Genomic DNA, 19,462 nt, shown 5'->3' on the forward strand with positions numbered 1-19,462 from the left:
GCCGCTCTCCTATTAATAGAACGCCTGGATGCCAGTTTGCGCACGCCCGAGAATCAGTGCATGTACGTCATGAGTGCCTTCGTAAGTGTTGACCACTTCCAGGTTCACCAAATGCCGAGCGATACCGAATTCGTCAGAGATGCCATTGCCCCCCAACATGTCACGGGCCATCCGCGCGATGTCTAGGGACTTGCCGCAGGAGTTGCGCTTCATGATCGAAGTGATTTCCACTGCCGCAGTGCCTTCATCCTTCATTCGCCCCAGACGCAGACAGCCCTGAAGGGCGAGGGTGATCTCGGTCTGCATGTCTGCCAGCTTCTTCTGGATCAATTGAGTCGCCGCCAGAGGGCGACCGAACTGCTGACGGTCCAGCGTGTATTGGCGCGCGGTATGCCAACAGAACTCCGCCGCACCCAGCGCGCCCCAGGAGATGCCGTAACGAGCCGAGTTCAGGCAAGTGAAGGGACCTTTCAGACCACGCACGTCCGGGAAGATGTTCTCTTCCGGGACGAACACGTTGTCCATGACGATCTCACCGGTAATCGATGCCCGCAGCCCCACCTTGCCGTGAATGGCGGGAGCGCTCAGACCTTTCCAGCCTTTCTCCAAAACGAAACCACGAATATCGCCAGCGTCGTCTTTGGCCCAGACCACAAACACATCAGCGATCGGACTGTTGGTGATCCACATCTTGGTGCCGGTCAGGCTGTAGCCGCCATCCACTTTACGAGCGCGAGTAATCATCGCACCCGGGTCAGATCCGTGGTTTGGCTCAGTCAGACCAAAGCAACCGATCCACTCGCCAGATGCCAGCTTCGGCAGGTATTTCTGTTTTTGTGCCTCGGTCCCGAACTCGTTGATCGGCACCATCACCAGAGACGACTGCACGCTCATCATTGAGCGGTACCCCGAATCCACACGCTCCACTTCACGGGCGATCAGGCCATAGCAGACATAGTTCAAACCGCTGCCGCCGTACTGCTCAGGAATGGTCGCGCCCAAGAGGCCGACGTCACCCATTTCACGGAAGATGGCCGGATCGGTCTTCTCATGACGGAAAGCTTCCAATACCCGTGGCGTCAGCTTGTCCTGAGCGAACTGCTCAGCGCTGTCGCGGACCATGCGCTCCTCTTCAGTAAGTTGCTGGTCCAGCAGAAGGGGATCGATCCAGTTGAAGCTTGCTTTACCGCCCATGAGTGAATCCTCGTGAAGTAGGTCAACTATCGTGAGCTGATCCTAGGCCTACCAGAAGCCTGCGGGCAAACGAGGATTTTGCATACTGTTGTGCTAATTTCTCACTCCGTAACGACCCAAGTGCCTTCTACAGGCTCTATTAGTGAGATAGCCGTACATGCGCAGAAAGATTCCCAGCACCGCTGCTCTCATCAGCTTCGAAGCCGCCGCACGACATGAGAGCTTCACCAAGGCAGCACAGGAACTTTCGCTCACTCAGGGTGCCGTCTGCCGACAGATCGCCAGCCTGGAAGAGTTCCTCGGCGTAGAACTGTTCCGACGCTCGCGACGGGGAGTCAAACTCACCGAAGCCGGACTTTCCTACAGCCGCCGAATCGCTACCCAGTTAGATGCAGTGGAGCGTGACACGCTTTCCGTAATGGGCCAGCAGGGCACCAACGTGATCGAACTGGCGGTGGTTCCGACATTCGGCACGCAGTGGCTGTTGCCACGCCTGAAGGACTTCCAGCAGCAACACCCGGAAGTCACGGTTAATCTGACCAACCGTACGCGCCCCTTCCTGTTCGCCGACACGCTTTTTGATGCCGCCATCTACTTTGGCGATGCCGACTGGTCAGGCACACAATCCCATCGCCTGATGGGCGAGCACCCGGTACCGGTGTGCAGCCCGGCCCTGCTGGCTGATCGGCAGCAGCTGAGCGCCGAAGCCATTGCCGAGCTGCCCCTGCTGCAACAGACCACTCGACCCTATGCCTGGCGCCAATGGTTCAACTCACAGCAGTTGAACGTCCCCCGCGACATGACAGGCCCGCGCTACGAGCTATTCTCCATGCTCGCCCAGGCAGCCATGCACGACATGGGTATCGCGCTGATTCCATCCTTCCTGATCCAGCGCGAACTGGCGGAAAAACGCCTGGTCATTGCCAACCCGCAGGCTCTGACCAGCATCAAGGCGTATTACCTGATGATTCCCGAGCGCAAGGTGGAATCCGCCTCTTTACGAGCATTTCGCGATTGGCTAGTGAATCAGGCACACAGCTACAACCTTGAAGGGTAAAGGCTTTCAGCGACTAGCTGACCCTGTAGTCGGAAAATCACAAGCCCTACAGATATAAGTATTTGTCGCTTTTAGACAAACTGTACCGATACCTCGGACAATAGTCCTAAAAGCGCCTAACCACGCGGCTTGTAGGGTTTATTTGACAGTAATGTAAGACTATTCGCACAGCTAATGAGAAAAATCTTATCCAAACGATGAAAGCCTTGAAATTAAAGGCTTACAAGGGTTTAACCCCGCCCCTTGCGACATTCGGTCACGGGGTGACTTGTAGTTAATTTTCCGTCACTAGTCAGAATCCCTTGAAGGCCTCAAAGTTCGCCTGCAAAATGCCGCGCCCCGCTGTGATTTCAGTGGGGTCGTGCTGATCGGCCGCCCCAGTCGCACCCTACGCAGTGCGCTGGCCTTCTAAGAAAGATCGAAAGCAATAAGATCAAGCAGGAGATTTGACGTGCACATTGGTGTTCCTCTCGAAACCCAGACGGGTGAAACACGGGTTGCTGCAACCCCGGAAACCATCAAAAAGCTGATCGGCCAGGGTCATAAAGTCACTGTGCAAAGCGGCGCCGGCATTAGCGCCAGCGTGGTCGACAGTGCCTATGAAGCGGCAGGAGCCACCATTGGCAGCGCCAACGATGCCTTTGGCGCCGAGCTGATTCTCAAGGTAGTGGCGCCCAGCGACAGCGAGCTAGCGTTGATCAAACGCGGCACCGTACTGGTGGGCATGCTCAATCCGTTCAGCAATGAAACCATCGCCAAGCTGGCCGGACACGGGATCACCGCTTTCGCCCTGGAAGCGGCGCCACGCACCTCCCGGGCCCAAAGCCTGGACGTGCTGTCGTCCCAAGCCAACATCGCCGGTTACAAGGCTGTGCTGCTGGCCGCCCACTATTACCCGCGCTTCATGCCGATGCTCATGACCGCCGCCGGCACAGTGAAGGCTGCCCGCGTGCTGATCCTCGGCGCCGGAGTGGCCGGGCTGCAGGCCATTGCCACGGCCAAGCGCCTGGGCGCGGTGATCGAAGCCTCGGACGTACGCCCGGCAGTGAAGGAACAGATCGAATCCCTGGGTGCCAAGTTCGTCGACGTGCCTTATGAGACTGACGAAGAGCGCGAATGCGCGGTCGGCGTTGGCGGCTACGCTCGCCCCATGCCGGCCAGCTGGATGCAACGCCAGGCGCTGGCAGTCCATGAGCGCGCCAAGCAAGCCGACATCGTCATTACCACGGCGCTGATTCCGGGCCGCAAGGCGCCGACATTGCTCAGCGCCGAAACCGTGGCCCAGATGAAGCCCGGCTCGGTGGTCATCGACCTGGCAGCCGCTCAGGGTGGCAACTGCCCGCTGACCGTGGCGGACCAGGTGGTGGTGGAAAACGGCGTGACCATCGTCGGCCCGACCAACCTGGCCGGCGCGGTGGCCGCCGACGCCTCGGCGCTATACGCCCGCAACCTGCTGGACTTCCTGAAGCTTGTCTTCACCAAAGAAGGGCAGTTCGAAGTCAACCTCGAAGACGACATCGTCGCCGCGTGCCTGATGTGCCGCGACGGCCAAGTCATCCGCAAAAACGCCTAAGCAGGGATTCAGACGATGGAAGAGCTTATCTCCCCCGGTATCTACAACCTGATCATCTTCGTGCTGGCGATCTATGTCGGTTACCACGTGGTCTGGAACGTCACACCCGCACTGCACACGCCACTGATGGCGGTGACCAACGCCATTTCCGCCATCGTCATCGTCGGGGCCATGCTGGCTGCCGCCCTGACCGTGACCCCGCTGGGCAAGACCATGGGTACCCTGGCCGTAGCCCTGGCTGCGGTCAACGTATTCGGTGGCTTCCTGGTGACCCGCCGCATGCTGGAAATGTTTAAGAAGAAAGCGCCCAAAGCCGTGAAAGAAGAGGTGCAGAAATAATGAGCATGAACCTGGTAACAACCCTCTATCTGATCGCCTCGGTGTGCTTTATCCAGGCGCTCAAGGGGCTTTCGCACCCGACCACGTCCCGACGCGGCAACCTGTTCGGCATGCTGGGCATGGCCCTGGCGGTACTGACCACCATTGGCCTCATCTATAAGCTCGGCGCAGAACTGGCCACCGCCGGCATCGGCTACGTCATCGTCGGCCTGCTGATCGGCGGCACCGCCGGTTCGATCATGGCCAAGCGCGTCGAGATGACCAAGATGCCGGAACTGGTGGCCTTCATGCACAGCATGATCGGCCTGGCAGCGGTGTTCATTGCCATTGCCGCGGTGGTCGAACCGCAGTCCCTGGGCATCGTCAAACACCTGGGCGACGCGATCCCCGCCGGTAACCGCCTGGAGCTGTTCCTCGGCGCCGCCATCGGTGCCATTACCTTCTCCGGTTCGGTGATCGCCTTCGGCAAGCTGTCAGGCAAGTACAAGTTCCGCCTGTTCCAGGGCGCACCGGTACAGTTCGCCGGCCAGCACAAACTCAACCTGGTACTGGGCCTGGCCACCCTGGGCCTGGGCGTGACCTTCATGGCCACCGGCAACCTCGGCGCCTTTGCCCTGATGCTGGCGCTGGCCTTCGTCATGGGCGTGCTGATCATCATCCCGATCGGCGGCGCCGACATGCCGGTGGTGGTGTCGATGCTCAACAGCTACTCGGGCTGGGCTGCTGCAGGGATCGGTTTCTCGCTGAACAACTCGATGCTGATCATCGCCGGCTCCCTGGTGGGTTCCAGCGGCGCGATCCTCTCGTACATCATGTGCAAGGCGATGAACCGTTCGTTCTTCAACGTGCTGCTCGGCGGTTTCGGCAACAGTGCCGACGCAGGCGGCCCGGCCGGGGCACAGGAAGCCCGTCCGGTGAAATCCGGCTCGGCGGACGATGCGACTTTCCTGCTGACCAACGCCGACACCGTGATCATCGTTCCCGGTTACGGCCTGGCCGTGGCCCGGGCCCAGCACGCGCTGAAGGAGCTGACCGAGAAGCTGGTACATCGCGGCGTGACCGTGAAGTACGCGATCCACCCGGTCGCGGGGCGCATGCCCGGCCACATGAACGTACTCCTGGCCGAGGCCGAAGTGCCTTACGACCAAGTGTTCGAGATGGAAGACATCAACTCCGAGTTCGGCCAGGCCGACGTGGTGCTGGTACTGGGCGCCAACGACGTGGTCAACCCGGCGGCGAAGAACGATCCGAAGTCGCCCATCGCCGGCATGCCGATCCTCGAAGCCTTCAAGGCCAAGACCGTCATCGTCAACAAGCGCTCCATGGCCAGCGGCTATGCCGGTCTGGACAACGAACTGTTTTACCTGGACAAGACCATGATGGTTTTCGGCGACGCGAAGAAGGTCATCGAAGACATGGTCAAAGCCGTCGAGTAAAGCTGCTGTAGCGCAATACCCAAAACCTCAGCCTTTAGTAGGCTGGGGTTTTTTATTTATTTCATTAAGCCGACAGAAGGCTCTAGATCAGGGCCTTTCATTCGACCTTTGTCGCGCGGTGTTTTTTTTTTAAATCACTAGACTGCGCTTCTTGCTTCCGTTGCCCGAGATAACAATCCATGTACCGTGATCGTATCCGCTTGCCTTCGTTGTTGGATAAGGTGATGAGCGCCGCCGACGCTGCCGCTCTGATTGAGGACGGCATGACCGTCGGCATGAGCGGCTTCACCCGCGCCGGTGAAGCCAAGGCCGTGCCCCATGCCCTGGCCGAACGGGCCAAGGTGACGCCGATGAAAATCAGCCTGATGACCGGCGCCAGCCTGGGCAACGACCTGGACAAGCAACTCACCGAGGCCGGCGTCCTGGCCCGGCGCATGCCGTTCCAGGTGGACAGCACCCTGCGCAAGGCGATCAACGCCGGCGAAGTGATGTTCATCGACCAACACCTGTCGGAAACCGTCGAGCAACTGCGCAACCAGCAGCTCAAGCTGCCGGACATCGCGGTCATCGAAGCCGTCGCCATTACTGAGCAGGGGCACATCGTGCCGACCACCTCGGTGGGCAATTCCGCCAGCTTCGCGATCTTCGCCAAAAAGGTGATCGTCGAGATCAACCTGGCGCACAATCCAAACCTGGAAGGCCTGCACGACATCTACATCCCGACCTATCGGCCGACCCGTACACCTATTCCCCTGGTGAAAGTCGACGATCGTATCGGCAGCACGGCCATTCCGATCCCGGCGGAAAAGATCGTCGCCATCGTCATTACCAACCAGCCTGACTCGCCGTCCACCGTGTCGACGCCAGACAGCGAGACCCAAGGCATCGCCAATCACCTGATCGACTTCCTCAAGCAAGAAGTGGATGCCGGACGCATGAGCAACAAGCTCGGCCCACTGCAGGCCGGTATTGGCAACATTGCCAACGCGGTGATGTGCGGCCTGATCGAGTCGCCGTTCGAGAACCTGACCATGTACTCCGAAGTACTGCAGGACTCGACCTTCGACCTGATCGACGCCGGCAAGCTGAGCTTCGCTTCGGGCAGCTCCATCACCCTGTCGAGCCGGCGCAATGCCGACGTGTTCGGCAACCTGGAGCGCTACAAGGACAAGCTGGTGCTGCGCCCCCAAGAGATCTCCAACCACCCGGAAGTGGTGCGTCGCCTGGGCATCATCGGCATCAACACCGCGCTGGAGTTCGACATCTACGGCAACGTCAACTCCACCCACGTTTGCGGTACGCGGATGATGAATGGCATCGGCGGCTCCGGCGACTTCGCCCGCAACGCGCACCTGGCGATCTTCGTCACCAAGTCGATTGCCAAGGGCGGGGCGATTTCCAGCGTGGTGCCCATGGTCAGCCACGTGGACCACACCGAGCATGACGTCGACATCCTGGTCACCGAGATCGGCCTGGCAGACTTGCGTGGCCTGGCGCCGCGAGAGCGAGCCCGGGTGATCATCGACAATTGTGTGCATCCGTCCTACCGCGCAGCACTGAATGACTACTTCACCAAAGCCTGCGCCCTGGGCGGTCATACGCCACACATCCTGCGTGACGCGCTGAGCTGGCACATCAACCTGGAAGAAACCGGGAAAATGCTCGCTGATTGATTGACACCGTTGGCAGCTGACGCAAACACAGTTTCGTCAGCTTGCCGGCCGCCCAGCGCAGAACGAAAAAACTGTACTACTGTACCGGTATCTTTCGCGCTAAAACTCACGCCACCCCCATCAAAAACCACCTAAACGCACCAAAATAGTGCCAACAGGTACAGTTACCCTATTTCCGTACAGTACAGCCCCTATAAACAGTTAACTGGTCCCTCACAATACAGGTGAACTGTATCTAGAGAGACTTGCGCGAGAAGAGGATCATTGGCATCAGTTAAACCACTACCTGATCCCGCCACAAGCGGAAGGATGTCAATCATGGAACGTACACTCAGTTCCGAACTGTTCTTCGAAGACAAAGCTGTAAAAACCCAGGCTTCCCTGCCTCTGCGCGTTATTGCCAACCTGATGCTGTGGCAGCGCCGCATCTCCAGCCGCCATCAACTGGCTCGCCTGGATTCGCGTCTGCTGGCCGATGCCGGGATCAGCGAAGCACAACGCTACGAAGAGCTGAGCAAGCCGTTCTGGCGCTAACTCAGCGTCGCTGGCTCTGACCCGCAGGGTCCACCGCCAGCACCCCGAATTGCACACACAAGACCCGTCGCGGGAAACCGCGACGGGTCTTGTCGTTATGGCGAGGGAAAAACCTTCAACGTCCAAGTCGCGTCTTTTCAAACGCCAACAAGTACAGTTCCAACAAATTCAAAATATAGCAGTACAGTTAAACCAGACGCCTCTGTCTGGCCACGGCGAGGCCCGGCACCTTAAGGCCGCGCTGGCACCAGCCACTGTCAACGAGCCGACAAATCGGGCTCCTCCGGCGGGCGCCAAGCCCCGTGAGGGATCTGGGCGAATGACATCATCCATCCTAATATCTGACTCGAAGTGGCGATTATCCTTCGAATTGCGTCAGATTAATCAGGCACAGCTCTTCGCAGTGGCTGCCCAGCGTCTCACTCAGCGCCTTTTAATTGTCTGTTCATTCACAGGAGTTACCCATGTCTCGTGTTCGCCTGTTCAGCGCCGCCGCATTGCTGGTCCTGGCCGCCAATGCCCACGCCACCAGCTTGATCGTGACCACCGACGCCATTGTCGGTGCACTCAAAGCCACAACCGATGCCAGCTCCGACGCCACATCCTCGCTGCGTGACAGCAAAATCGTGCGTGCCGCCCGGGATGACGCTGCCAGCTTCGTTGCTACAAACGGCGCCATTCGTGGGGTGAAGCTGGAAAGCGCCTTCGACCACATTCGCCAACAGGCTCCACAACTGAACGCCACGGACGCGCAGTTGGCCCAGGCGATCCTGGCGATCTGAGACGGCCTGCTTCGGGTGCGCGCGCACCTGAAGCCCTCTGCGCTGGTCCTGTTCGGGGCATTGCGCTAGCCTTGGCGCTGATTTTTCAGCTATCGAGACTTACGGGTTTGTTCAGAATTTCGCTTTCCACTCCCCTATTGATCGCCATCTGTTGGGCCGGCTCGGCACAGGCATTCGACCTGACCACCCAGAGTTCGGTGATCGCCGCTTACGCCACAAGCCAGGTGACCTCCGCGCCCTTCGACCATAAACTGCTGCTCGCGGCCCACGATGACGCCGCCGCCTTCGTTGCCACCGACGGCCAACTGCGTGGCGCTCGCCTGGAATCCGCACTGAAATACCTGCGCCAGCACCAGACAAAACTTCATGCCAGCGACCTTGAACTGGCGCAGGCAATTCTCGTCCAATAGCCATTCTTGTTATTCCGGAGTCGTTCCATGCGCAGCCCGCTGATTGCCGCCACCCTTGGCTTGTTGTTGTTGGCCGATGTGGCCCAGGCACAAACCCTGGTCGCCACCAGTAACATCATCGTCCGAGCCTCCGGCCGCACAGTCGATTTTTCCTCAGACACCACCACCTCGATCCGCGACGCCAAAGTCGTGCGCGAAGCCCACGACGACGCCGCCAGTTTCGTCGCCAGCAACGGTGATATCCGTGGCGCGCAACTGGAAGCCGCATTCGATACCTTGCGTACCCACCTACCGGAAGCCCGCGATGCCAGCGATCAAGTGCTGGCCGAAGCCATCCTCGCCCTGTGAAACCCGCGTTCGCCTGGCTGCTGGCCGGAACCCTGGCGCTGCTCTGCGGCAACGCCCAGGCCGACCTGCAATTGCGTCTCAAGACCGAAGGTTTGAGTCTGGCGCAACAACACGCCAGCCAGGCATTGCTGGATGAAGCGATGCAGGCGCTGCCGCCACGCTTGATCCAGCAACTGGACCGCACCATTGACGTCGGCTGGACCGACCAGATGCCCGACAACGCCTATGGCGAGGCCGCCCTAGTAGCGGAGCTGGACCTCAATATCGCGCTGCTGCCGAGCCTGACCGACGGCTCGGCAGCCGCCCAGCAGACCCAACGGCCCCACGGCACCGTGCGCCGGGAAATGCTCGCCACGGTGCTCCATGAGCTGACCCATCTGTATGACCGCGCACGCTTATGGCCGACCGCCGAACGCAGCCTTATCCAACGCTGCACCCGCCAGAACAACACCTCCGGGCTGATCGGCTTGCCCGATGAATGCCGTGGCCAGAATGATCGGCGCTTTACCTTGAGCGACGACCCGCGCCTGCTGGACCTGGCCGGCTGGCCTCAATATGTGGGGCGCCGAGGGCAACGCGAACAGCACAACCGGCAAGTCGCCCGCAGCCCGGACCTCTACGAGATCACCAACCCGAGGGAATTCGTGGCGGTGAACATGGAGTACTTTCTCCTCGATCCAAGCTACGCCTGTCGGCGGCCGGCACTGTACCGCTACTACCAGGCACATTTTGGCTGGGCGCCCGCCGCCAAGGACACCTGCGCCAAATCCTTCGCCTTCCTCAATGCCGGCAACGACTTCGCCAAGACGCCGTTGGGGCAGGTCGACCCGGAGCGGGTCTACGCCGTGGACTACCTGCTGGCCGAGGCTAACCAGAACTGGGTTAGCCGCTGGGGCCACAGCATGCTGCGTCTGGTGATCTGTGCCCCGGGCCGGCCCCGTGGACCGGACTGCCGGCTGGACCTGGATCAACATCTGGTGCTGTCCTATCGCGCCTTTGTCGGTGACGTGCAACTGTCCAGCTGGGACGGCTTGGTGGGCAAGTACCCCTCACGACTGTTTGTCCTGCCACTGGCCCAAGTGATCGACGAATACACCAAGACCGAACTGCGCAGCCTGGCATCGGTGCCCTTGAACCTGTCGCGGCGGGAAATCGAAGAAACCGTGGAACACGCCGCCGAAATGCACTGGAGCTACGACGGCAACTACTACTTCCTGTCCAACAACTGCGCGGTGGAAAGCCTCAAGCTGCTGCGCAGCGGCAGTAACAACAAGCAACTGATCGGCCTGGACAGCATCATGCCCAACGGTTTGCTGGAAGTGCTCAAGGGCAGGGGACTGGCGGACACCAGCGTGCTCGACGATCCCCGCGAGGCGCTGCGCCTGGGTTATCGCTTCGATTCCTTCCGCGACCGCTACCAGGCGATGTTCGAGGTGATCAAAAAGCACTTGCCGATCAAGCAGGCCAGCGTCGAAGACTGGTTGTCGCTGAGCGCCGAGCAGCGCCGCCAATGGTTCGCCCGGGCCGACCTGCGCACCAGCGCCGCCTTGCTGTTGCTGGAACAAGCCAGCTATCGCCGGCAACTGCTGCTGGCCCAGGACGAGGTCAAGCAGCGCTACCTGGGCGCCCGGGAGCTGAAAAATGGCGGCATGGAAAAGGCCAACAAGACCTTGCAGGAAATTCTCGCCAACAGCGGCTTCCTCAGCCGACCGGCGGAACTGCTGGGCAGCAGCGGCTATGGCTTGCCCCAAGCTGCCGAGTGGCAGCGCCTGGAGTTCGAAAGCAGCCAGCGCCAGAAGCAGCTGCAATCCTTGACCCTTGACCTGGACAAGGAAGTGCGCGCCCTGCTGGAACCGGCCCGGGCCGCCGAGATCGCCGCCAATGAAGCCAACCTGAAGCAGGTGGGCGAGCATCTGCGGGCTTTGCACAAGTCCGCGGGTGGGCTGGAGCTGCCCTGAGCCCTGCGCAGTCGCCGCGCTCTACAGTGATTCCTGCGGCTCTTGGGGCAAGTGTTCATCCAGGTGCAGCCAGGGTAGGCGGCTGTCGGTCCAGATATGCCGATCGGCCGGAGCCCGTTCCGGATGATCCAGGCTGGCAATAGTGACATCGACGCTGTCCGGGCTCAGGTCGGTAACCAGCGCCAAGTGGGCGCCGCAGTTGCCGCAGAAGTAACGCGCACAGTGGCTGGAAGAGTCGTAACGGGCCGGGGTTCCCTTGGTCCAATGGAAAGCCGAGGCGGGCCTGGTGATCCAAGTGGTCACCAGGCCACCGCTGACTCGCCGACAGATCGAGCAGTGACAATGGGCGATATCGCGCAGCGGCCCGCTGAACCGATAGCGCAGTCGGCCGCAGTGACAACCTCCCTCATGGTGCATCTGGCTCATGTGCGTCCCTCCTTTATCGTGATATCCGCCACTCTAGGCCGCTCATCGGCTGCCCCCCTGCAATCGTTCCTTTCTGCGGCGAAAGCTGGCTGCGCAAACCCCTCAAGCGGGTCAAAGGCAACCCGCTGAACGTCCCAGTCGGCACCGCCATTCAGGCCCTGAAGGTGCCCAAGAACGGTGACCGCCCCCCCTACATCATCTGCGGAGCCGCTATGTTGCGGCGGTACAGCCGGATTGGCATCAACCTGCGGATCATGGCCGGTATCGACTTCGGCGATCACCAGCGCGTCACCCTCAAGTGGGCGGTGCCGGTCTGCTTATGCATAATGTTCACGGCGCTGCTCATGGGGATTTTTCCGCTGTTCAGCCCCCTGTAACGCGACGATTCTGCGCCAGGGCCAACGATACGGTCCCAGCTGTAACACTCGCTAAAAGGATGACACATGGAATGGCTGACCAACCCGGAAATCTGGATTGCCTTCTTCACCTTGACCGCCCTGGAGATCGTCCTGGGGATCGACAACATCATCATGATTTCGATCCTGGTCAGCCGCATGCCCAAGCACATGCAGGCACGCACCCGGATCTTCGGCCTGGCCCTGGCCATGGTCACGCGGATCATGCTGCTGCTGTCGATCGCCTGGGTCATGCGCCTCACCGACGATCTGTTCACCGTGCTGGAGCAGGGCATTTCCGGACGTGACCTGATCCTGTTTTTCGGCGGCTTGTTCCTGCTGTGGAAAAGCTCCCAAGAGATGTTCCACGCCCTAGAGGGCGAGGACGAAACCAACGAACACCCCAAAGGCAAGGGCGGTAACTTCCTCTACACCGTCATCCAGATTGCAATCATCGACATCGTCTTCTCACTGGACTCGGTGATCACCGCTGTCGGCATGGTGTCCCATGTGCCGGTGATGGTGGCGGCGATCATCGTCGCCGTTCTGGTGATGATGCTGGCAGCCGGGACCATCGGCGACTTCATCGACAAGCACCCCTCGCTGAAGATGCTCGCGCTGTCGTTCCTGCTGGTGGTGGGCACGGTGCTGATCGCCGAAGCCTTCGATGTGCATGTGCCCAAAGGCTACGTGTACTTCGCCATGGCCTTCTCCCTGGCAGTGGAGACCATCAACATCAAGATGCGCAGCGCAATCGCCAAGAAAAAAAAGCAGCAAGATCCGGTGAAACTGCGCAAAGACATTCCCGGTCAATAACCCAGAGTGCCCTTGAACAGAAAGGGGCTTTCGAGCCCCTTTTCCACCTGTGCAGCCGGCTGACTTCATGACCGTTGAGTTTCAATACCTGGGCCAGCCGTGCAATGCTGGCGGTCGGCGCGTAGGCCAGCTACAGCTTAACTGCAGAACGTAGAACTCGCGCAACACCGTCCATTGGCCCCGCTTGGGGCACTTCACCCCAGGGGGCCCTCCCATGCTGACCCTGCTCAATCTGCTTTCCGCCGTGGCCTTGCTGATCTGGGGCACACACATCGTCCGTACCGGTATTTTACGGGTCTATGGCACCAACCTGCGGCATGTGATCGGCCAGAACATGGCCAAACGGCCGCTGGCGTTCGCCGCCGGGATCCTGGTGACGGCCATGGTCCAGAGCAGCAATGCCACGGCGATGCTGGTGACTTCGTTTGTCGGTCAGGGCCTGATGGCATTGACGCCGGCGCTGGCGACCATGCTCGGCGCCGATGTCGGGACCGCGTTGATGGCCCGGGTACTGACCTTCGACCTGTCCTGGTTGTCTCCGCTGCTGATCTTCCTCGGGGTGATCTTCTTCCTGTCGCGCAAACAGACCCGCGCCGGCCAATTGGGCCGGGTCGGCATCGGCCTGGGCCTGATCATCCTGGCCCTGCAACTGATCGTCGAAGCCGCCGCGCCAATCACCCAGGCCCAAGGGGTGAAAGTCGTGTTTGCCTCGCTCACCGGCGACATCCTCCTAGATGCACTGATGGGCGCGGTATTCGCCATGGTGTCCTACTCCAGCCTGGCCGCAGTGCTGCTGACCGCCACCCTGGCCGGGGCCGGGGTGATCAGCCTGCCGGTGGCCATCGGCCTGGTGATCGGCGCCAACATCGGCAGCGGGGTGCTGGCCTTCCTCAGCACCAGCATGCAGAACGCCGCCGGACGCCAAGTGGCACTGGGCAGCCTGTTGTACAAGCTGGTCGGCCTGCTGCTGATCATTCCGGTGCTAGACCCGCTGGCTCACTGGATGGACAGCCTGGACTTCAGCCCCCAGGAAGTGGTGATCGGCTTCCACCTGCTGTACAACATCGCCCGCTGCCTGTTGCTGCTGCCCACCGTCGGCCCCATGGCCCGGCTCTGTGCCTGGTTGCTGCCAGAGCGCTCGCAAGACAGCGGCCGTGCCCGGCCAAGGCACCTCGACCCCACCGCCCTGACCACCCCGAGCCTGGCCCTGGCCAACGCTGCCCGGGAAACCCTGCGCATCGGTGACCTGATCGATAACATGCTGGAGGCCATGCGCGATGTGCTGCGCGGCAAACAGACCGCCATCACCCAGGAAATGCGCGCCCTGAGCGACGACGTCGAAGCGCTGTACAGCGCCATCAAGCTGTACCTGGCACAAATGCCCCGCGAAGACCTCGGCGAGCGCGACAGTCGGCGCTGGGCCGAGATCATCGAACTGGCGATCAACCTCAAGCTGGCCAGCGACTTGATCGAACGCATGCTGCGCAAGGTCCAACAGCAGAAGACATCCCAACGCCGCTCCTTCTCCGAGGTCGGCCTGGAAGAGCTGAGCGGACTGCACGCGCAACTGGTCGCCAACCTGCGCCTCGGACTCTCGGTGTTCCTCAGTGCCGACCCGGAAAGCGCGCGCCAGTTACTGCGGGAGAAACGCCGCTTCCGCGCCCAGGAGCGCCGCCTGGCTCATGCCCACGTTAGCCGGCTGCAACGCAAGATCGTCCAGAGCATCGAAACCAGCTCGCTGCACCTGGAGCTGATCGCCGACATGAAACGCCTCAACTCGCTGTTCTGCAGCAGCGCCTATGTGGTCCTGGAAACTACCGACAGCGGTGCCCTGGTCATCGAGGACATGACTGACATCACTCATTCACCCTGAACGTCCACCGTGCCATGAAGTCTGTACAACGTACGCACGCCGTAAGGAAGCTTGTTATGCGTTGTCTGTTATTCGCCTGCCTGCTGCTGGGCAGTGCACAAGGATGGGCCCTGGATCGTTTTCAGGTCGAAGGCTACGCCCTGCCCAACGGCCTGCAGTTACTGCTCAAGCCCGGCAGCGAACGTGGCCATGTGGCGATCCGCCTTGTGGTGGGCGTCGGCTTCGACGACTTCGCCTGTGCCGATAAAGAGCTGCCGCACCTGCTTGAGCATCTGCTGTTCAGCGGCATCGACGCCAGCGGCGAAGGTGGCCTGGAGCAGCGCATGCAAGCCCTGGGCGGCGAGTGGAACGCCTACACCAGCAATGCCGACACCACGTTCGTCATCGAGGCCCCGGCAAGAAACCAGCGTAAAGTCCTCGACCTGCTGCTGGCGCTACTGACCCACACCCGTCTCGACGACCGCGCCGTAGCCGCCGCCAAGCAAGTGGTGGAACGTGAAGACGGCGGCCATTACTCGCACCTGCAACGCTGGCTCGACCGCCAAGACCTGGGCCACAAGGCCAGCAGTCAACTGGCGGTAGAGCTGGGGCTCAAATGCGCCGAGCGCGCCGAAGTTGGGCACCTGGCCCTGACCCAACTGGAGCAGGTACGCAAAGACTGGTACGCGCCCAACAACATGACCCTGATCGTGGTGGGCGATCTGGACCGCCTGCTACCGGCCTACCTGGAACGCACCTACGGCGCCCTCGAACCGGTGGAGCCCCGCGAGCACCGCGAGTTGCCGCAGATCCAGGGCACCGCGGCGGTCGAACGCACACTGATCAATGGCTGGGTCGGACAAAGCGCGCAACTGCATTGGCTGTTTCCCGAGCCCGTCCTGGACCAGCAGCATGACGCCACCTTCGATCTGCTCAAGGACTATCTGGACTGGGCGCTGTACCGTCAGTTGCGCCTGGAGCGTGAGTTGTCCTACGGCCCCTGGAGCGACCGTGAGGTTTTCGGGAGCGTCGGTTTTCTCAGCCTCAATGCCGATCTTGCGCGAGATGACTTGCCCCAGGTCCGGCAAGTGGTCGAACAGCTCAAGGCGGACCTGCTGGAGCACGGCCTCGACCCGGCCACCTTTGCGCGCCTGAAACAGGTCGCCATCGATCGCCAGGCCTGGGCAGTGCAAGGCAACAGCGCCCTGGCGGACTACTACTGGAGCGTTCTGGGGGATTTCGACAATGGCCGTTTCAGCGATCCCGCCAAACGCCTGCAGGCCGTGAGCCTGAGGCAAGCCAACCTGGCTTTACGCCAACTGCTGCAACAGCCGGGGTACCTGCGCATCGAAAAACCGCTGCTGGGCGACGAGCAATTGCTCCAACTGGGCGGCGGCTTGCTGGCCCTGATCGTCTTGGGCAGCCTTGGCGGTTACCTGCTGCGTCATCGGCGCAAGCCTTAACTGGCATGGCTAGGCCGCTTGTTCCCAGCGATGCGTGCTGCAGCCACAGCACGCTGTCGCACGGCATCCGGCGGATCACAACGTCAGCCTCCTCGCCACGGATCGCCGCCGACGGTATCCTGTCGAGGTTGTTTCCCGCCATGACTGTGACCCCGCCCCATGCCTAACCTGACCCTCGCCATTGAGCGCATTCTCGAACTGATGAAGCGCTATCCCGGGGTCATTGCGCTCGGCGGCTTTATCTCTGGGGTGGCCAGCTTCATTCTGGTGGACCGCCAACAAAGCCTGGCCTCGTGGATTGCCGTCATTCTGCTGGTGAGCTGGGTCTGGCTGATGCTGGAAAACAGCCTGACCCAGTTGTTCATCCAGGTCTTCAAGCGCGAGATCCCCCAGCCGCTGCTGCGCTATGCGACGCAGATGATCCATCAGGAAAGCCTGTTCTTCGTCCTGCCGTTCTTCTTCATCACCACCAGCTGGAACAGTGGACAACTGGTGTTCACCGGGCTGCTGGGCGCCTCGGCCCTGATTTCCATCATCGACCCGCTGTACTACAAATGGCTGGCCCCGCGGCGCTGGCTGTTCCTTGCGCTGCACACCCTGACCCTGTTCGCAGCGTTGCTCACCGCGCTGCCGCTGATCCTCCACCTGACGACCGCACAAAGCTACAAACTGGCCCTGGCCACCGCCATGCTCCTGTCCTTCCCCAGCCTGGCCTCGATCCTGCCGATCCGCAGCCTACGCGGCGCCTTGACCGTGTTGAGCATCACCCTGGCCATTGGCAGCACCGGCTGGCTGCTGCGCTCCTGGGTGCCACCGGCCACGCTATGGCTGACCGAGGACGCCATCAGCACCCAACTCCAGGACCGTACGCCGGGGGACAGCCTGAAACAGGTCAGCGTCAGCCAGGTACGCAGCAACGGTTTGTATGCCTTCACCGCCATCAACGCACCGCGTGGCCTGGACGAGCGCATCTATCACGTCTGGCAGTTCAACGGCCGCGAACTGGACCGCATCGCCCTGGACATCCACGGCGGGCGCAAGGAGGGCTACCGCGCCTGGTCCCACAAGCAGAACTTCCCCGCTGACCCGCTGGGGAAATGGCAAGTCCGGGTGATTACCGAAGACGGGCAAGTGATCGGCGTGCTGCGCTTCGAGATCACCGACTCAAGTCAAGACACGGCCAGGAGCGGCCAGGCAAAGTAGCTGGGATCGTGCTATTACGTAGCACTGCGCAATCGCCATACAAGCTCGGAGCTTATGACTAGTCGCGTGACGCCCGGCACCGCTGAACTGGACCTTGCCCATTCTCCGGCGCAATTGCGCATCGGCGGCGACTGGACGCTGGCGCACTACAGCGACCTCAAGCGCCTGCGCCAATCCTTGAGCGGCCGCTATGACAACAGTACCCACATCAACCTCAACGACCTGGGTGCCCTGGACACCGCCGGTGCTTCGCTGCTGCTGGAACTGCTGGGCGCCGAACGCCTGAGCCAGTGCGCCGAGCACCCCGATTGCACCCTGTCCGACGCCGACCGTGCACTACTGCATACGGTCTACAGCTCGCTCAAGGATTTTTGCGTGCCGGTCAAGGAACCGCAGGTTTCGGTCAGTGTGCAATTGCTTTCGCGCATCGGCAGCGCGGTCTACAACGTCTGGCAAGACACCCTGAAGGTGCTGGGCTTCATCGGCCTGATCCTCGAGACCCTGGCCCGTGGCCTGTTGCGCCCCAAACACTGGCGTATCACCCCGGTGGTCGCGCATATCGAACAAACCGGCCTCGACGCGGCGCCCATCGTCGCCCTGCTGACCTTCCTGGTGGGGGCGGTGGTGGCCTTTCTCGGGGCCACGGTGCTGGCCAATTTCGGTGCCAGCATCTTTACCGTGGACCTGGTGGCATTTTCCTTTCTGCGGGAGTTCGGCGTGTTGCTCACCGCAATTCTCATGGCCGGGCGTACCGCTAGTGCCTTCACCGCACAGATCGGCTCAATGAAGGCCAACGAAGAGATCGATGCGATCCGTACCCTGGGCCTGGACCCGGTGGAGTTGCTGGTACTGCCCCGGGTCCTGGCGTTGCTGGTGGCGCTGCCGATGCTGACCTTCCTGGCGATGCTCTCGGGAATCATCGGCGGCGCCGTGGTCTGCGCCCTGTCCCTGGATATCTCGCCGGCGATGTTCCTGTCGCTGCTGCACTCGGACATTGGCGTTAAGCACTTCTTGCTGGGCCTGGTGAAAGCGCCGATCTTCGCCTTCCTGATCGCCGCCATCGGCTGCCTGGAGGGCTTCAAGGTCAGCGGCAGTGCCGAGTCGGTCGGTGCTCACACCACCTCCAGCGTAGTGCAGTCGATTTTCGTGGTGATCGTCATCGACGCCGTGGCCGCGCTGTTCTTCATGGAGATGGGCTGGTGAGCCGCCCAACGCGCCCGCCCGCCGAGGCGGTGATCGAGGTCCGGGGCCTGTGCAATCGCTTCGGTAAGCAGAGCGTGCATGAGCACCTCGATCTGGACGTGTACAAGGGCGAGATCCTTGGCGTGGTCGGTGGCTCCGGCAGCGGCAAGTCGGTGTTGCTGCGTAGCATCGTCGGCCTGCGCCAGCCCAGCGAAGGCTCGGTGCGGGTGTTTGGCCAGGACCTGCCCAGCCTGCCGGAGCAGCACCGTTCACGGATTGAGCGGCGCTTTGGCGTGCTGTTCCAGAAAGGCGCGCTGTTCACCTCGCTGACGGTGACCGAGAACGTCGCTTTGCCGCTGATCGAGCATGCCGGGCTGTCCCGTGCCGATGCCGAGCACTTGGCGGCAGTGAAACTGGCCCTGGCCGGCTTGCCCCTGTCGGCGGCCGACAAATACCCGGCGTCGCTGTCTGGCGGCATGGTCAAACGCGCGGCCCTGGCCCGTGCCCTGGCGCTGGACCCGGACATCCTGTTTCTCGACGAACCCACCGCCGGCCTCGACCCAGTGGGCGCCGCGGCCTTCGATCAACTGATCCTGACCCTGCGCGACGCCCTGGGCCTGAGCGTGTTCCTGATCACCCATGACCTGGACACGCTCTACACCATCACCGACCGAGTGGCGGTACTGGCGCAGAAGAAGGTGTTGGTGGCGGACGCCATTGATGTTGTCTCCGAAACCGCGGATGCGTGGATTCACCAATACTTCCATGGCCCTCGCGGCCGCGCGGCGTATCTGGCCGCTCAACCGACCAACGAGGAATGA

General features: G+C 61.4%; 18 protein-coding genes and 1 pseudogene. 17 read left to right on the forward strand and 2 right to left on the reverse strand.

Annotated elements, in window-relative coordinates; translation table 11 throughout:
- Window positions 1-12: 12 nt before the first annotated feature.
- A complete protein-coding gene (locus tag PLD_RS14350) occupies window positions 13-1,194 on the reverse strand; it encodes an acyl-CoA dehydrogenase (protein WP_159893760.1) in 1,182 nt (393 codons plus the stop codon).
- Between the two features lie 157 nt (window positions 1,195-1,351).
- Here PLD_RS14350 and PLD_RS14355 point away from each other — a divergent pair, with 157 nt between their 5' ends.
- From PLD_RS14355 to PLD_RS14400, 10 genes are all read left to right on the forward strand, one after another.
- Window positions 1,352-2,251, forward strand: a complete 900-nt coding sequence (locus tag PLD_RS14355; RefSeq protein WP_159893762.1) for a LysR family transcriptional regulator — start codon at window positions 1,352-1,354, stop codon at window positions 2,249-2,251.
- A 451-nt stretch (window positions 2,252-2,702) separates the two neighbouring features.
- The gene (locus PLD_RS14360) at window positions 2,703-3,824 is read left to right on the forward strand and encodes a Re/Si-specific NAD(P)(+) transhydrogenase subunit alpha (protein WP_159893764.1); all 1,122 of its coding nucleotides are present in this window, start codon (window positions 2,703-2,705) and stop codon (window positions 3,822-3,824) included.
- Window positions 3,825-3,839: 15 nt separating this feature from the next.
- The gene (locus tag PLD_RS14365; RefSeq protein WP_005783507.1) at window positions 3,840-4,163 is read left to right on the forward strand and encodes an NAD(P) transhydrogenase subunit alpha; all 324 of its coding nucleotides are present in this window, start codon (window positions 3,840-3,842) and stop codon (window positions 4,161-4,163) included.
- Window positions 4,163-5,599 (forward strand): NAD(P)(+) transhydrogenase (Re/Si-specific) subunit beta, encoded by a 1,437-nt coding sequence (locus PLD_RS14370; protein ID WP_047306786.1) that lies wholly within the window; start codon window positions 4,163-4,165, stop codon window positions 5,597-5,599. Before PLD_RS14365 ends, PLD_RS14370 begins: the two co-directional genes overlap by 1 nt.
- Before the next feature lie 179 nt (window positions 5,600-5,778).
- The gene (locus PLD_RS14375; protein ID WP_159893766.1) at window positions 5,779-7,272 is read left to right on the forward strand and encodes an acetyl-CoA hydrolase/transferase family protein; all 1,494 of its coding nucleotides are present in this window, start codon (window positions 5,779-5,781) and stop codon (window positions 7,270-7,272) included.
- 318 nt (window positions 7,273-7,590) lie between these two features.
- Window positions 7,591-7,806 carry a DUF1127 domain-containing protein gene (locus PLD_RS14380; protein ID WP_011331828.1) on the forward strand — a complete coding sequence of 72 codons (216 nt, stop codon included), beginning with the start codon at window positions 7,591-7,593 and terminating at the stop codon, window positions 7,804-7,806.
- Between the two features lie 464 nt (window positions 7,807-8,270).
- Window positions 8,271-8,588 carry a DUF2388 domain-containing protein gene (locus PLD_RS14385; protein WP_159893768.1) on the forward strand — a complete coding sequence of 106 codons (318 nt, stop codon included), beginning with the start codon at window positions 8,271-8,273 and terminating at the stop codon, window positions 8,586-8,588.
- Window positions 8,589-8,695: 107 nt separating this feature from the next.
- Entirely contained in the window at window positions 8,696-8,998 is a 303-nt protein-coding gene (locus PLD_RS14390; RefSeq protein WP_371929027.1) for a DUF2388 domain-containing protein, read from the forward strand.
- Between the two features lie 27 nt (window positions 8,999-9,025).
- A complete protein-coding gene (locus PLD_RS14395) occupies window positions 9,026-9,346 on the forward strand; it encodes a DUF2388 domain-containing protein (protein ID WP_159893772.1) in 321 nt (106 codons plus the stop codon).
- Window positions 9,343-11,304 (forward strand): DUF4105 domain-containing protein, encoded by a 1,962-nt coding sequence (locus PLD_RS14400; protein WP_159893774.1) that lies wholly within the window; start codon window positions 9,343-9,345, stop codon window positions 11,302-11,304. Before PLD_RS14395 ends, PLD_RS14400 begins: the two co-directional genes overlap by 4 nt.
- A 21-nt stretch (window positions 11,305-11,325) precedes the next feature.
- Here PLD_RS14400 and PLD_RS14405 read toward each other — a convergent pair whose 3' ends face one another.
- A complete protein-coding gene (locus PLD_RS14405; RefSeq protein WP_371929085.1) occupies window positions 11,326-11,721 on the reverse strand; it encodes a GFA family protein in 396 nt (131 codons plus the stop codon).
- 263 nt (window positions 11,722-11,984) lie between these two features.
- Here PLD_RS14405 and PLD_RS14410 point away from each other — a divergent pair.
- The 7 genes and pseudogenes from PLD_RS14410 to PLD_RS14440 all read left to right on the forward strand — a co-directional run.
- Window positions 11,985-12,107: pseudogene (locus PLD_RS14410) on the forward strand (hypothetical protein); the annotation flags it as partial.
- Window positions 12,108-12,173: 66 nt separating this feature from the next.
- Entirely contained in the window at window positions 12,174-12,941 is a 768-nt protein-coding gene (locus PLD_RS14415; protein WP_159893780.1) for a TerC family protein, read from the forward strand.
- 214 nt (window positions 12,942-13,155) lie between these two features.
- Window positions 13,156-14,814, forward strand: coding sequence for a Na/Pi cotransporter family protein (locus PLD_RS14420; protein ID WP_159893782.1), 1,659 nt, complete (start codon window positions 13,156-13,158; stop codon window positions 14,812-14,814).
- 56 nt (window positions 14,815-14,870) lie between these two features.
- A complete protein-coding gene (locus PLD_RS14425) occupies window positions 14,871-16,256 on the forward strand; it encodes a pitrilysin family protein (RefSeq protein WP_159893784.1) in 1,386 nt (461 codons plus the stop codon).
- Between the two features lie 159 nt (window positions 16,257-16,415).
- Window positions 16,416-17,459: a DUF5924 family protein gene (locus PLD_RS14430; protein ID WP_159893786.1), complete on the forward strand. Its 1,044-nt coding sequence runs from the start codon at window positions 16,416-16,418 to the stop codon at window positions 17,457-17,459.
- A 54-nt stretch (window positions 17,460-17,513) separates the two neighbouring features.
- Window positions 17,514-18,662, forward strand: coding sequence for an ABC transporter permease (locus PLD_RS14435; protein WP_159893788.1), 1,149 nt, complete (start codon window positions 17,514-17,516; stop codon window positions 18,660-18,662).
- The gene (locus tag PLD_RS14440; protein WP_159893790.1) at window positions 18,659-19,462 is read left to right on the forward strand and encodes an ABC transporter ATP-binding protein; all 804 of its coding nucleotides are present in this window, start codon (window positions 18,659-18,661) and stop codon (window positions 19,460-19,462) included. Before PLD_RS14435 ends, PLD_RS14440 begins: the two co-directional genes overlap by 4 nt.

Origin of the sequence: Pseudomonas sp. LD120 (assembly GCF_009861525.1) — a bacterium.
Classification (GTDB): Bacteria; Pseudomonadota; Gammaproteobacteria; order Pseudomonadales; family Pseudomonadaceae; genus Aquipseudomonas.

Bases quoted from the DNA above. Each gene is read 5' to 3' on its own strand.
- PLD_RS14350 (WP_159893760.1), bottom strand. From the start codon at position 1,194: ATGGGCGGTAAAGCAAGCTTCAACTGGATCGATCCCCTTCTGCTGGAC.
- PLD_RS14355 (WP_159893762.1), top strand. From the start codon at position 1,352: ATGCGCAGAAAGATTCCCAGCACCGCTGCTCTCATCAGCTTCGAAGCC.
- PLD_RS14435 (WP_159893788.1), top strand. From the start codon at position 17,514: ATGACTAGTCGCGTGACGCCCGGCACCGCTGAACTGGACCTTGCCCAT.
- PLD_RS14405 (WP_371929085.1), bottom strand. From the start codon at position 11,721: ATGCACCATGAGGGAGGTTGTCACTGCGGCCGACTGCGCTATCGGTTC.
- PLD_RS14415 (WP_159893780.1), top strand. From the start codon at position 12,174: ATGGAATGGCTGACCAACCCGGAAATCTGGATTGCCTTCTTCACCTTG.
- PLD_RS14425 (WP_159893784.1), top strand. From the start codon at position 14,871: ATGCGTTGTCTGTTATTCGCCTGCCTGCTGCTGGGCAGTGCACAAGGA.
- PLD_RS14395 (WP_159893772.1), top strand. From the start codon at position 9,026: ATGCGCAGCCCGCTGATTGCCGCCACCCTTGGCTTGTTGTTGTTGGCC.
- PLD_RS14380 (WP_011331828.1), top strand. From the start codon at position 7,591: ATGGAACGTACACTCAGTTCCGAACTGTTCTTCGAAGACAAAGCTGTA.
- PLD_RS14365 (WP_005783507.1), top strand. From the start codon at position 3,840: ATGGAAGAGCTTATCTCCCCCGGTATCTACAACCTGATCATCTTCGTG.
- PLD_RS14385 (WP_159893768.1), top strand. From the start codon at position 8,271: ATGTCTCGTGTTCGCCTGTTCAGCGCCGCCGCATTGCTGGTCCTGGCC.
- PLD_RS14375 (WP_159893766.1), top strand. From the start codon at position 5,779: ATGTACCGTGATCGTATCCGCTTGCCTTCGTTGTTGGATAAGGTGATG.
- PLD_RS14420 (WP_159893782.1), top strand. From the start codon at position 13,156: ATGCTGACCCTGCTCAATCTGCTTTCCGCCGTGGCCTTGCTGATCTGG.
- PLD_RS14430 (WP_159893786.1), top strand. From the start codon at position 16,416: ATGCCTAACCTGACCCTCGCCATTGAGCGCATTCTCGAACTGATGAAG.
- PLD_RS14370 (WP_047306786.1), top strand. From the start codon at position 4,163: ATGAGCATGAACCTGGTAACAACCCTCTATCTGATCGCCTCGGTGTGC.